Here is a 13,738-nt window from a genome sequence, read left to right on the forward strand (position 1 = left end):
TACTATTTAGATATGTTCTATACTCACTGTAGGAAGTAATGCTTCTACTTCTTCTTTCGTACATAATGTTTTAGAAAACGCTGTTGCACTACCAGATGCTACTGCATATTTTGCTGCAGCTTCCGCATTTTCTAATGACTGCCAGCCATAAATAAAGCCAGCTACCGCTGAATCTCCTGCACCTACAGAATTAACAGCTGTTCCTTGTGGTGCACTCAATTTCATGACACCACCAGTACCTACATAAATCGCACCATCTTTTGCCATGGAGATAAGTACATGGTCAATTTGTTGTTCTTCATGTAGTCTTTTCGCAAGTGTTACCACATCTGCATCATTTTTCACTTCTGTATCAAATAATTCCGCTAATTCATGATGATTTGGTTTAACAAAAGCAGGACTTGCCTTCAACGCTTCTGTTAACGGTGTTCCACTCGTATCTAAAATAGTCATGACACCTTTTTGCTTCAACATAGCGACGATTTCTTTATACGTGTCACTTGGTAATGAACTTGGTAAACTACCTGCCAACACAACGATATCGCCTTCTTTTAGTTGCTCAAGCTTGGCGATAAATGTTTGATATGCTTCCTCATCAATTGTCGGAGACACACCATTTACTTCTGACTCTTCTCCGGCTGCTTTCAATTTGACATTAATTCTTGTATCTTGTTGTAAAGAGACAAAATCATGCTCAATATTCATATCTGTTAAGTAATCCGTGATATATTTTCCCGTAAAACCACCGATAAAACCTAAAGCTGTTGTAGAAACATCGAAACGGTCCAAAACACGAGAAACATTGATTCCTTTCCCACCTGCTTCTTTATAGTCAGACGCACTACGGTTCACCTCACCTGGGTGAAAAGCGTCCAAGCTAACAACATAATCAATTGCTGGATTTAATGTTACGGTATAAATCATAACGGTACCACCTCCAAAGTTGTTTGTTTACTAATCGTTTCTTGTTGTTCGTTCGATAACCCATCGGTTGTAATAATTTGAACATTAGCTAAATCAGCTACATTCGCGAATGAAACTTCACCAAATTTCGCTGGATCTGCTAATACATAATTTGATTGTGATTGTGATAATGCTGCCCTTTTTACGCTTGCTTCTTCAGGGTCTGGTGTTGTTAAGCCTTGTTCGGAATGGATACCATTGATACCCAGAAAGCACTTATCAAAACGATATTCTTTAATAGCCTCTACTGCCTTTGTACCAACAAGTGCAGCAGTCCCTTCTTTCGCTTTACCAGAAATACAATACGTTTCAATCCCATATTCAATGAGCATTTGCACATGTGGGATTCCGTTTGTAACGACCATGACCGATTTATTTTGTAAAAACGGTATCAATTCCAATGTAGATGAACCCGCATCCAAATAAAGTGAATCGCCTTCTTCAATAAATGAAGCAGCTTTCTGTGCGATCACGACCTTTTCCCTTTGATTGACCGTCGACTTTTCTAATAGTGTTGGTTCTTCACGCTTCTTCTTTAACAGTGATGCTCCGCCATGAACACGTTTAATATGTTGCTGTTTTTCTAACTCTGTTAAATCTCTACGAATAGTTGATTCTGAAGCTTTCGTAACTTCACACATTTCCTTCACTGTAACAATATCTTTTTTCTTTAATAACGATAAAATGAAGTTTTGTCGTTCAATCGTCAGCATTGATCACATTCTCCTAATTTAGTTATTAATCGCTTTCAGTTATATAATACAATCACAAACAGTCATTGTCAATCATTTTTAGTCATTAAAGACCAAAAACAATCAAAAGTGATCATGCACTGATTGCACGTTATGGTATGATGGAATAAGGCTGGTATTGATACGACATAAGAAAGTAGGTTCAACAAATGCAGCGTCTCTATTTATTGTTATCTTTTCTATTCTTCTTGCATATTATTTCTGCTTTTTCACCGAGTTCTTCATTATCTTACACACTAGGTATCCTTTCTATTATGATGCTTATTATTTGTTTTAGACAGGCTTCTAGGTTATTCCAAACGCTTGGGATCGCATTTTTTATTGTAGGATCGCTCTTATTTATCTCTACTGATTTAACGGTGTGGGAAGTCATTCCGATGTTTGGAGACAATTTATCTTTATTAACGTTATTAGCGGGATTACCTTGGATGAATAGTGTTGTGACAGCAGGGCGTTTTGATCAATTGATGCGACACATGTTAAGAGGCAATGTCCGTGATTTAGGGCAACTTTATCAGCGAAGCACAACTGCAATGGCAGCGTTAACAGCCTTTTTGAATGTATCATCAGCCACTATTGCTCGTGATGTGTTAGTTGATAACTTAAAGCACGCTCCAAAAAAAGTGGCGAATAAAATGATTATGATGACTACTTTGCGTGGATACTCACTTGCCCTACCATGGAGCCCTTTAGAAGTGTTACTTGCAATGGGGATTTTTATTACAGGGGTTAATTACGCAGAACTGTTGCCATGGATGATTCTCGCCACCATTGTCATGTACGGTTTAGATAGTTTATGGGGACGAATATATTTTAAAAAATATCACTATCCAACTATGAAACAATCAACCGGACAACAGCAAAACAGTCAAAAACGGTCAAAAATATGGCAATTAGTGATTGCTTTATCTACTTTTTTACTATTAGTTATCACGATTGGTAAACTGTTTGATCTTGCATTCATTCTAACGGTTACCTTACTAGTCTTCCCTTTTGCATGTTTATGGGCTCTCGCAATTGGTAGACGGAAGAGCTTCTGGATAATCGGATGGAACAGATGGAAAAGTAGTATGAACAACATGGGGAATTTCATCGTACTGTTCGTTACATTAGCCCTTTTTACAAATACATTAAACGCATCACCCGCTCTATCCTTACTGCAAGAACCGATCCTGTTAGTAGCAGATTATCCAATCTTGATTTTGATCATGATTCAGTTATTATTTGTTATCTTAAGCATGTTCGGTGTGCATCCGATTGCAACAATGGGGATTTTAGGTGGGATCAGCACAATGCTTATGGATATTTTGAGCCCATTAAGCCTTGCTGTCAGTCTTATTATTGGTGGTGTCTCTACCGTACCAATTGGAACCTATGGGCTCGTTGTGACGATTACATCGATGAGTTTGAAGCAAAGCCCCTACTATATTACTTATTATAATTTGATTTACTCCTTTGTATTTGGAGGGCTTGGGATTTTGTTGGCTTATTTTTTGATTTGATGAAGGTTGTTGGTCTTAAAATGATGAATGGAAGTTGGTTTTCAACTTATAAATTCTTTTCAAATGAAACCTAGATAATAATCTGTTATGTTAAGAATGAACTATATCATTACTTAGGAGTTGGTTATTAATGTATCGTAAAGTTGAGGATTTTATTGCAGATTGGAATGCTAGTGCAGAAGGAACGATTCGTGTGCTTGAATCATTAACAGATGAAAAGCTTGATCAAGCGATTGTAGAAGGACATAGTACACTAGGATGGCTAGGTTGGCATTTAGCATCAGCTCCTGCTTTCTTTGGTGGATTAGTTGGCTTAAATGTAAAAGTTTCTGGTAATCCAAGCGAAGTACCAACTAAAGCTGCAACAATTGTACAAGCATACAAAAAAATTGCAGAAGATGTGAAAACAGAAGCAGAACTTTTAACTGATGAACAATTAACAGAAGAAGTCGATAGCTTCGGCGCTCCAACACCACGTGGTGCCATCTTACGTCAATTTATCGACCATCAAATACACCACAGAGGGCAAATGACGGTACTACTTCGTCAAGCTGGATTAAAAGTTCCTGGCGTTATGGGACCAACCAAAGAAGAAAGTAATTAATATTAGAAAAAGCGCAAAGTGCCCGTCTAGTTTCTGGCGCTTGGAGCTAGACAAATACACAAATTTTATACTTTCTTTCCCAAAGACAAAACCAGCATACAAGGGCTCACCTTACATGCTGGTTTTTATTTATTCCGTAAATTCTCTATGTGCTTCTGTTGTTAATTCAATTCCACCACGAGGTGTTTGGTGAACTGTCACTTTTACAGATGCTGGCTCAATAGCCCACATAATATCATCCGCAATTTGTGCTGCTAATGATTCACAAAATGCGCCATGATCACGAAACGACCATAAATAAAATTTCATTGATTTTGATTCAATACACTTATGGCGTGGTGTATAAGAAATTTCTACCGTCCCGAAATCTGGTTGACCTGTTTTCGGACAAACAGCCGTAAATTCTAATGCACGAAATGTAATATTTTGAACATTTGGCGCATCAAACGCTTCTTGTTTTAATACTTCTCTTGCTTCTTCCACACTGTTTGGACGTGGCATTGGGCCAGACCTCGGCAAATAATAATTTTCTGACATATATATTCCTCCTAGTTTTGGTAAAGCAGGATGGTCTCGAACTGCTCTATTAGTCTAAAAACGAATTATAGCAGAACTCACCGCAAATGCCAATCCAAGTACGTAAAGTGAATGGATCGCTTTTTTCATTTACTATCAACTTTGGCCATTTTTCTATCAACTTTCCAGATTCACTGATTCGCTTCTGCAAATTTCTTCATGAAGACAATTAGTGCTTCTACGCCTTCAACAGGCATGGCATTGTATATACTTGCGCGCATTCCTCCGACAGATCGGTGTCCTTTTAATGTTTCTAGTCCTTCTTCTTGTGCAGCTTTGATGAAATCAGCATCTAAATCGCGATTCGGAATCACAAAAGGAATGTTCATTAACGAACGGCTATCTTCTTGTACAGGTGAGTGATAGAAATCAGAAGCAGCAATATAATCATAAAGCAATGCAGCTTTTTTCTCGTTACGTGCTTGCATTTCTTTCAATCCACCGAGGTCTTTCAACCATTCGAATACTAGCTTAGCGATGTATATACCGTAAGTTGGTGGCGTGTTATAAAGCGAACCACTTTCACTATGTGTTTGGTAATCTAGCATTGTTGGACATTGTGCGGAAGCATGACCGATTAAATCTTCACGAATAATGACAACCGTTAGACCAGCTGGACCGATGTTCTTTTGTGCACCTGCATAGATGATGCCAAACTTAGATACATCGATTTCTTCAGACAAAATGTTAGACGACATATCCGCAACAAGTGGAACATTTCCAGTGTCAGGAATCTCACAGAATGCCGTACCTTCAATCGTATTATTCGTTGTAATATGTACATAATCTGCTTCTGGATCCACTTCGAAAGAAGCAGGAATATACGTAAAGTTCTTATCTTCAGATGAGGCTATCTCATTGACTTCGATAAATTTCTTCGCCTCTTTCATCGCCTTTTTAGACCATGAACCAGTATTAATATAGTCCGCTTTGCCATTCTTCTTTAAATTAAGTGGAATGGCAGCAAATTGTTGAGAAGCACCACCTTGAACAAAGAGCACCTTATAGTTATCGGGAATATGCATTAATTCACGCAGAAGGCTTTCTGCTTGTGTAATAATATCTGTGAAAAGTCCTGAACGGTGACTTAATTCCATCACAGACATGCCAGAATCTTGGTAATTTGGCAATTCTTTTTGTGCTTTTTCTAAAACTTCCAAAGGTAACATAGATGGTCCTGCTGAAAAATTGTGTACTCGTTTCATCGTTTTCCACACTCCTATCGATTTTTAAACAGAAAGAGGTAAGGAATAAATCCTTACCTTTTGCCCAGGCGAGCGGCTTGCGATACCATGTGCTCCCTCTGCGTTTATCCGCATCCTCGCCAGTTACACACAGCCTATTATTTTGTGAAAATTATAACAACTTTCTTGTCGCATTTCAATTATAATTTGTGTAAATTCGTCGTTATAGAAAAAAGAGTACGAGCTTTGTAACAGTTTCACAAGATAATGTGTGATAAAATGGCTAAGTGAGAAAAAATAAGGGATGATAACATGCAGACAATTATTTTCGACGTTGATGACACACTATATGACCAATTACTACCGTTTCAAAAGACGGTTCATTTGCTAATAGATGCTTCCTTCCCTGAAGCAGAAATGGGAGCATTTTATAAAACAAGTAGAAAGTATAGCGATGAAGTGTTTGAAAAACATATGAACGGTGAAATCACTGGATTAGAATTACAAACCTATCGAATTATGAAGGCTTGTGAAGATTATCAGATTAAGCTTAGTTATGAAGATGCGGTTCGTTTCCAAGAAGTTTATCTACAAGAACAACGAAAAATCCAATTATTTCATCCAATGAAACATTTATTAGAGCAATTAGCTAAACAAAATATTCGTTTAGCCGTACTAACAAATGGTGAGCTCAACCATCAAATGATGAAGGTAGAGCAGTTAGGACTGACAAACTGGATTCCTGCTGAACATATTTTTGTTTCAGGAGATGTTGGCTGTTCAAAACCTGACATCCAAGTCTTTGAGCATTTAGAGAATAAGTTAAACCTAGAAAAAGAACAGACATTATATATTGGTGACTCGTATCATCATGATGTCATTGGCGCTAAAAATGCGGGGTGGCAAGTCGCTTGGCTTAATCACCGCAACAGAGAGTTGCCTGAACATCGTTTGAAACCCGATTATATCGCCGAAAAACCAGACGATATTTTATCTATCGTCAACGAATGGTGTCATTCGTTACGCAAAATATAATATGAAGCATCACGTTTGATGACTTTCATCTTTGGAGTGAGAATGTTGAATGCAAAAAAAGTATTAGCAATATTATTTGCGGTCATGTTCTTTGTTATGGTTGGGTTTGGGATTATTATTCCTGTCCTCCCGTTTTATGCGGAAGAGCTTGGCGCATCACCAGTAACGTTAGGATTATTAATGGCAACTTATTCTGTCATGCAATTTTTGTTCTCTCCTATGTGGGGGAGAATCTCAGATAAAATCGGCCGAAAACCTGTATTAATGATTGGGATTGCAGGACTTGCTTTATCCTTTTTCTTACTTGCAATAGCAACACAGGTTTGGATGCTATTTGCCGCTCGAATTATTGGCGGAATCTTATCGGCAGCTAACATGCCTACAGTAACGGCATATGTAGCAGATATTACAACAGAAGAAGACCGTGGTAAGGGAATGGGAATTATCGGTGCAGCCGTTGGTCTTGGCTTTATTTTTGGTCCTGCCATCGGAGGCGTATTCGCTTCGAGCAATTTAGCTATTCCATTCTATTTGTCAGGTGTTTCTTCGATTATTACCTTTTTACTCGTTGCGTTCGTGTTAAAAGAATCGATTCCGGAAAAAGGTGTTGTACGTGAGAAAAAACGTCCTTCTTTACTAGCAGCATTAAAATCACCTAATGCTAACTTGTTTATTTTACAAGGATTTGTTTCCATCTCATTAGCAGGACTTGAAGCGACATTCGCTTACTTTGCTTTTGATCGTGCAGGACTTGGCACGGTAAGACTCGGTTATATTTTTATGATAATGGGCTTAGCCGGGGCAATTGTTCAAGGTGGTTTAGTCGGACAGATGACGAAACGATTAGGAGAGGGGAAAGTGATTCAGATTGGCATTATTGGGTCCGCCATCGGCTTTGCACTAATCCTATTTGTACAAGATTTCGTTACCGCAGCAATCTTCCTAACTATCTTCGGTTTAGGAAATGGCTTGATTCGACCAGCTGTTTCATCACTATTGACGAAAAAAGCCAGCTCCGGTTATGGACAAGTAACAGGCTTACTATCTTCCTTTGATTCATTAGGAAGAATTATCGGCCCACCATTAGGCGGACTGTTATATGGTATAACGATATTTATGCCTTACGTATCAGGAATTGTTCTATCTGTTCTAGCGTTAGGTGTGTATTATTTGTATATGCATCAGAGCAGCAAATTAGAAAAACACGTATAACGAAAAACAAGCACATGTAGGGTTGATAATTATGTAATTAAGCAAGGCTGATGTTCAGCAAATGGGGCAAATTGTTGCAACTTAGGAGATGGAATAATGAATGATTTTTATACAGCATTAAACTATGTAAATAAAATGATTTACGAGCCTAATGACTTAACTTTAAAATCGGTTCAAGAAGAACAACAAAATTCTAAGTATGGTGCTGGGACGTTTCGATTATCTTCACGAACAATTCGATTCAGAGTTGCAAATATAACCCCTACCAAAGAAGGACAATTTGTTGCATTTTGGGAAAAAGATGACAATAATAAAAACCAACCCTATGCATATGAGGAAGCGCCTGATTTATTAGTTATAACTACTTTTAAAGATGATAGCGAGTTTGGACAATTTATTTTCCCAAAGGAAATTCTTTTCAAACATAATATTCTTAGGTCCAGTTCAACAAAAGGGAAAATGGCGATAAGAGTTTATCCTAGCTGGGATAAGCCAACCAGTATGCAAGCCACGAAAACGCAAAAATGGCAGTCGCCTTATTTTGTTGATATGAGTAATCCAAGAAAATTACCTATAGACAAAATAATAGAACTATATTCGCTTTAATCCGATGCAAACAGGCGCGTAGCAGAACGGAGATTGGGACATAATTAAATAGTGAAATTGGAAATCCGAACAACTTATGCTAAGCGTAGGCAAAATACGTAGACTCCTGCGGGAATAGCGCGAGCTGAAGATCCATTGTGTGAAGTGGTTTTCTTCACACAATTAGCTGAAGCCGTGCCCGCGGAAAGCGAAATGTTTTGCCGAAGCGATATTTGAGCATATTTCAATGTTCGGATTTTTCTTATCTAATTATTCTTTTGCCCCAGAATCTTTTTCCTCAGCCAAATTTATTGCTTGCTTTTCATTATACACTTACATTTATTCCATCGCTTTTTTCAATCTACCTTTACCAAATAGATACATCATATAGCCAAAGAATAGAGCTTGTATCACCATTATAACAAGGTCCTTCCAACTAATATGAATAGCTGCCCCTTCTACAAAAGGTAAAAGATAATTCATTAGCACAAAGAATAAGAACGCAAATGATATACCGCTAAAACAAGCTGTTTTTTGGAGTTGTTTTGTCTGTAATTTATACGATGCTTCATCATAAAATTCGGTATCTGTTACTCCTGTTTTTCTTAGTTTCAAGAGAATGTAATAAACATTAAATTGTTGTGCAACTAGCAAAAATAATGTACCTAATGAAAATTGGTGATGATAGGTATCCCATATTAAGCTAATCAGCATCAATAATGTTATCAACCAAAAACTAAGAACATTTGCATTGGCAAGGGCCTTATAAATCACACCTTTTTGATATTCATCTCTTTGTCCAACATATCCTACATACTTATTTAACAGTTTGTCCTCAAAGTTATTCATGATTCTTCTACACCTTCCTCATCCCAAAATAATGTATTTAAATCCGTACCTAATGCCTTCGCAATCCTTATACACAAATCCAAAGATGGGTTATATTTCTGGTTTTCAATCAAATTTATCGTTTGACGTGCTACATTTGTTCTTTTAGCTAATTCTAATTGTGATATTTTCACTTCTGTTCTATATTGCTTTACCTTATTCATGAATCATCTCTCCAATTAAAGTCATATATATACGACACTTATTAGTATACATGATTTGTTACCATTGTCAAATATATATGACATATTTCTTTTTTCGATCGAAAACAACGCTCAGACAATCTGAGCGTTGTTGTGTCGTTATATCATCAACCATACTTTACGGAGCAAATGGAATCTGTCTAGTCACCAACAAGACAAAAATAATAATCCAAAAAATAATAAGAGATAAAGAGAGGATTAAAGAGACAATCGGGATTAGTTTTTTCTCTGTAGTTTTGGCTATTTCCACAATAGATAGTACGGTGCCTACACCCATAAGAACAATAGCGATAATATCTCCCATCATATTCCCGGTATTTGCTATTCTAGTCGGTGTGACAAAAACGATAAAAAAACAAATAATGCCTATAGCAAGAGCGAAATAACTAATCATGCTGTGCTTCTTCGGTGTAGTGATGTTATTTTCCATAAACTCACAACCTTTTACGTTTTCTTGCACACTCATTTTTAAAAAAGGAACACTAATCCCCCTAAGAATTGTGTTCCTCTTTCTGTTTATTCTTTATCATAATCTGACGAGCGTAATACTTCTTTCGGAACAGACATTCCTTTCGAACCTCGCAGATCAATTTCCTTTTCTTCTGTTGGATAATAAATAATGAAGTTGTCTGGCACTATTTCCACTAAGTATTTTGGTGCTTCTTCTAGCTCTGGGTGCCAGCCGATTGTTCCTTTTCTAGCGCTTAATAAAATAACTAAATCGTCTGTCTTCAAGTGTTTATTAACATGATCATTCTCTAATTCTTGCCAGTCTTCTACTCGATAAAACTGAGTAGGTGGGTTCGGACGAATTTTCTTAAAGTAATTCTCGTAATGCTCTTGCATGCCTTTAATAATAACGACATGTAAACGAGCATTAAGGCGGCTCGTTAATATTTTTATCCGCTCCACCGCATCCTGGAATCCTGGTTTATGATCCGCACCAAACGGTACGATCAGCACAATTCTTGATGTTGTTTCTAATGGACGACCTAATTTAGTAATCAAAATAGATTGATTCGTCTTATCAATCAGTCTATCCAACACAGAGCCAAGTTTAAAATGGTTACTACTTAACTTAGCATTCCATCCAATAACTACCGTACTAATACGCTCCTCGATAATCGCTCTTGAAATACCATGAATGATATCCTTGTCCACTTTCGTCAGAATACGCACAGGCATTTCTGCACCAGCAGCATATAATTGTGCATGACCAAGCATTCTTTCTGCTTGTGCTACTTGTTCTTTTGCACCTTCCATATCCTGCTCTACGACACTTAACGGATAAATCGGTTGGTCATTTGTGTTCGCATGTTTAATCGAGTGGGCCAGATCGATTAGCGCCTCCATCGTATCTGGGTTAGCAATCGGGATTAGAATTCGTTCTGGTATATTGCTATTTGCTTGTGGAAGTGCCTCTTCTTGCAACGCTTGACGTCTTGCGTATTTCTCTACTAAATATGGACCTGTAATACAAGTGATTAAAATCATAATAATTACGGCATTCACCGTCACTTGATCGAGCAATCCTACTTCATAACCAACTAATGTGGAGGCTAATGTAGCGGCTGCTTGTGGAACGGTTAAACCTATCATCAGCTTCTGCTCTGTCGGTGTGTAGTGATATATTTTACTAACAATAAGTGGCGGAATAGCCTTACCAATTAACACAGCAGCAAGTATCGCACCTGTCACAAGCCATGCTTGCGGATTACTAAATAGCACACTTAAATCCATTAACATACCGACCGACAATAGAAAAAATGGAATAAATAACCCATTACCTAAAAATCGAATTCGGTTCATTAATGTACCATGTTCTAATACATAGCGATTTAGCGCAAGTCCTGCAAGGAAAGCACCGATAATTGGCGCAAGTCCTGCCACAATGGCAAGTGTACCAGCCACAAACAGGATAACCATCACAAAAGTAAAGTTGGTAACTCCTTCTGTTCCATAATTACGGAAAAACCATCTTGAAAAAGTCGGAACTACTTTTAACATGAGTAAAACAAATACTACTAACGAGACAATTAATTGCACCCAGAAGTGGAACGACAATTGTCCTGCTGCCACACCTGTCACAACAGCTAAAATTAATAAGGCAAATGTATCTGTCAGTAATGTTCCACCTACTGCGGTAGTAACGGCTTTATTTTTCGCAACACCTAGCCGACTTGCTATCGGATATGCGAGTAATGTGTGCGAGCCAATAATGGAACCAATCAGTATTGCTGCGACAACAGAGTATCCGAGCAGCATACTAATCACAACACCTAAAATAAGTGGCAACCCGAAGCTGATCGAACCAAATACTAAACTACGATTTTGATATTTCTTGAATCCATCAATATCTAATTCTAATCCAGCTATAAATATAATGAATAACAAACCAACCGCGCCTAACAACTCGATAGTTTGATCTCTTTCTAGTAAATGAAAACCATTTGGACCAATAATTGCACCTGCCACGATTGGACCAATAATACCTGGGATTCGGATTTTTTCCATTAACAATGGCGAAATAAAAAAGATAACCATTGCTATGGCAAAAATCACCACAGGTTCTGTTATAGGATAAGACATAATTGTTACCTCTCAAATAAATATTTTTTTAAAATATACCACAAGCCCCCCTCTCTTGCACGTAAAAAAACTGTAAAGCTCTTATGAAGTCCTCTCGCCAAATTCACGCAGTCTATAGCAGTTTTTCGCTGTTTCACCTAGCTGATCAAGCAAATTATAATTGGCATATGCTCCAACAACAGCACCTAACCCTGGAATCATTTGCATCATTTTGATGAGATCGATGTAATCGCGGTATTCTTGCTGAAATACACGCCAATCCATATCAGAAAGACGCTCTTTCTCCACTTCCCAATTTTTGATAAAATGATAGACTTCTCTCCTTTTCTCATCTGTAGAAAAAGCGAGCTGAAATACATGTAAAATAAATAATCTTTCCTCATATTTGGATGTATCATAACCATAGAGGGTGGCAGCTTCAAATAAAAACTTCATCTTTATCGATAATAATAAAGGGAAATCTGCTAATCCTAAAAAGATACCACCAGCCCCTGTACCTGCCCCTTCAAGCATTGCTGTCTTTCGATAAGCTTCTAATTTTTGTCGTACGATTTTTTCCTTTTCTTCTAACTGCTCACCAACGAGCCTGCCCTTTTTTGTGGTAAAATCAGAACCAACTAGCGTCGTCTTCACCATATGTTTAATCGCTTCTGTAACAACTTGATGTGCTTTTTCCGGTATATAGCTATTCATTTTATTTTGTGCTTTTTTAGAGAATTGCTGAAATACATTCTTTTTCTTTAAAATAGATAATTCCCAATCAAGCATTTCTTGATATGCTTGTTTTTCATATTGATTCATCGTCAATCTCCTCACTTCTAGTATCCATTATTTTTTTGTATGATTACCTTGACCTTAACGTTACGTGATAGCTTACACTTAATGTGAAAGGAGGTGCAAGATGAAAATAAAGGAAGTAGCAGCCTTAACAGGTGTTAGCATACGCACTTTGCACCATTATGATGAAATTGGTCTATTGTCACCTGAAAAATCATTAGAAAATGGCTACCGTATCTATACGGACGTGGACCTTTCAACGTTGCAACAAATTTTATTCTTTCGGGCACTTGACTTTCCTTTGAAGAAAATTAAAGAAATGATGTCTAGTTCTTATTATAACCGATTAGAGGCGCTTGAGATGCAACGAACAATGCTAGTTGATAAACAAAGCAAAATAAGTGCCATGATCGAAACAATTGAAAAAACAATTCAACATGAGAAAGGAGAATATGTCATGAGTCAACAAGAAAAATTCGCAGGTTTTGACTTCGAAAATAACCCTTATGAAGCAGAAGCAAGAAAACGATGGGGAGATAAAAAAGTGGACGACGCAAATAAACGTGTACACAACATGAACAAGCAAGTACAAGAAGAAATGAATCGCATTTACAGAGATTTAGCAGCCATTCGCACGATAGATCCTACTTCAGAACAAGCACAACAAGCGATTACACAATGGTTTCATTTCCTGAACAAACATTTTGGCACTTATACACCTGAAGCATTTCGCGGATTAGGTTTGATGTATATAGAAGATGAACGTTTCACTAACAACATCGATCAGTTCGGCGAAGGGCTAGCTAAATTTATGAGTGAAGCAATGAATGAATTTGCTCATAAAACCACTACTAAACCTTAAAATTAT

15 protein-coding genes and 1 riboswitch are annotated in these 13,738 nt (G+C 37.4%); of the genes, 6 read left to right on the plus strand and 9 right to left on the minus strand.

What is annotated here, in order from left to right; translation table 11 throughout:
* Positions 1-6: 6 nt before the first annotated feature.
* On the minus strand, positions 7-924 hold the full coding sequence (pfkB, locus tag SH601_RS04480; RefSeq protein WP_319957053.1) for a 1-phosphofructokinase: 918 nt from the start codon (positions 922-924) through the stop codon (positions 7-9).
* Entirely contained in the window at positions 921-1,676 is a 756-nt protein-coding gene (locus tag SH601_RS04485) for a DeoR/GlpR family DNA-binding transcription regulator (RefSeq protein WP_319957054.1), read from the minus strand. Before SH601_RS04485 ends, pfkB begins: the two co-directional genes overlap by 4 nt.
* A 188-nt stretch (positions 1,677-1,864) precedes the next feature.
* On the opposite strand from SH601_RS04485, the gene SH601_RS04490 reads away from it, so the two are divergent.
* Both SH601_RS04490 and SH601_RS04495 read left to right on the plus strand, forming a co-directional pair.
* Positions 1,865-3,217 (plus strand): hypothetical protein, encoded by a 1,353-nt coding sequence (locus SH601_RS04490; RefSeq protein WP_319957055.1) that lies wholly within the window; start codon positions 1,865-1,867, stop codon positions 3,215-3,217.
* 130 nt (positions 3,218-3,347) lie between these two features.
* The gene (locus tag SH601_RS04495; RefSeq protein ID WP_319957056.1) at positions 3,348-3,821 is read left to right on the plus strand and encodes a DinB family protein; all 474 of its coding nucleotides are present in this window, start codon (positions 3,348-3,350) and stop codon (positions 3,819-3,821) included.
* A 129-nt stretch (positions 3,822-3,950) separates the two neighbouring features.
* On the opposite strand, the gene queF is transcribed toward SH601_RS04495, so the two are convergent.
* Together queF and serC are read right to left on the minus strand one after the other, a co-directional pair.
* Positions 3,951-4,358, minus strand: a complete 408-nt coding sequence (queF, locus tag SH601_RS04500) for a preQ(1) synthase (RefSeq protein ID WP_319957057.1) — start codon at positions 4,356-4,358, stop codon at positions 3,951-3,953.
* Positions 4,359-4,528: 170 nt separating this feature from the next.
* Positions 4,529-5,602 carry a 3-phosphoserine/phosphohydroxythreonine transaminase gene (gene serC, locus SH601_RS04505; RefSeq protein ID WP_319957058.1) on the minus strand — a complete coding sequence of 358 codons (1,074 nt, stop codon included), beginning with the start codon at positions 5,600-5,602 and terminating at the stop codon, positions 4,529-4,531.
* Between the two features lie 55 nt (positions 5,603-5,657).
* Positions 5,658-5,739: riboswitch (ZMP/ZTP riboswitch) on the minus strand.
* A gap of 154 nt (positions 5,740-5,893) precedes the next feature.
* Between serC and SH601_RS04510 the strand changes: the two genes are divergently transcribed.
* The 3 genes from SH601_RS04510 to SH601_RS04520 all read left to right on the plus strand — a co-directional run bounded on the left by SH601_RS04510 (position 5,894) and on the right by SH601_RS04520 (position 8,434).
* A complete protein-coding gene (locus SH601_RS04510; protein ID WP_319957059.1) occupies positions 5,894-6,616 on the plus strand; it encodes an HAD family hydrolase in 723 nt (240 codons plus the stop codon).
* Between the two features lie 45 nt (positions 6,617-6,661).
* Positions 6,662-7,828 (plus strand): MFS transporter, encoded by a 1,167-nt coding sequence (locus tag SH601_RS04515; RefSeq protein ID WP_319957060.1) that lies wholly within the window; start codon positions 6,662-6,664, stop codon positions 7,826-7,828.
* 96 nt (positions 7,829-7,924) lie between these two features.
* On the plus strand, positions 7,925-8,434 hold the full coding sequence (locus tag SH601_RS04520; protein ID WP_319957061.1) for a MepB family protein: 510 nt from the start codon (positions 7,925-7,927) through the stop codon (positions 8,432-8,434).
* 318 nt (positions 8,435-8,752) lie between these two features.
* Here SH601_RS04520 and SH601_RS04525 read toward each other — a convergent pair whose 3' ends face one another.
* The 5 genes from SH601_RS04525 to SH601_RS04545 all read right to left on the minus strand — a co-directional run bounded on the left by SH601_RS04525 (position 8,753) and on the right by SH601_RS04545 (position 12,894).
* Entirely contained in the window at positions 8,753-9,262 is a 510-nt protein-coding gene (locus tag SH601_RS04525; RefSeq protein ID WP_319957062.1) for a DUF3278 domain-containing protein, read from the minus strand.
* The gene (locus SH601_RS04530; protein ID WP_319957063.1) at positions 9,259-9,465 is read right to left on the minus strand and encodes a helix-turn-helix transcriptional regulator; all 207 of its coding nucleotides are present in this window, start codon (positions 9,463-9,465) and stop codon (positions 9,259-9,261) included. The genes SH601_RS04525 and SH601_RS04530 overlap by 4 nt, the downstream gene beginning before the upstream one ends.
* A gap of 157 nt (positions 9,466-9,622) precedes the next feature.
* The gene (locus SH601_RS04535) at positions 9,623-9,934 is read right to left on the minus strand and encodes a hypothetical protein (RefSeq protein WP_319957064.1); all 312 of its coding nucleotides are present in this window, start codon (positions 9,932-9,934) and stop codon (positions 9,623-9,625) included.
* Between the two features lie 86 nt (positions 9,935-10,020).
* On the minus strand, positions 10,021-12,093 hold the full coding sequence (locus tag SH601_RS04540; protein ID WP_319957065.1) for a cation:proton antiporter: 2,073 nt from the start codon (positions 12,091-12,093) through the stop codon (positions 10,021-10,023).
* A gap of 81 nt (positions 12,094-12,174) precedes the next feature.
* Positions 12,175-12,894 carry an EcsC family protein gene (locus tag SH601_RS04545; RefSeq protein ID WP_319957066.1) on the minus strand — a complete coding sequence of 240 codons (720 nt, stop codon included), beginning with the start codon at positions 12,892-12,894 and terminating at the stop codon, positions 12,175-12,177.
* A gap of 100 nt (positions 12,895-12,994) precedes the next feature.
* Here SH601_RS04545 and SH601_RS04550 point away from each other — a divergent pair, with 100 nt between their 5' ends.
* Positions 12,995-13,732 carry a MerR family transcriptional regulator gene (locus SH601_RS04550; protein ID WP_319957067.1) on the plus strand — a complete coding sequence of 246 codons (738 nt, stop codon included), beginning with the start codon at positions 12,995-12,997 and terminating at the stop codon, positions 13,730-13,732.
* Positions 13,733-13,738: the final 6 nt, after the last annotated feature.

This window comes from Gracilibacillus pellucidus (genome assembly GCF_033949965.1).
Taxonomy (GTDB): domain Bacteria; phylum Bacillota; class Bacilli; order Bacillales; family Amphibacillaceae; genus Gracilibacillus; species Gracilibacillus pellucidus.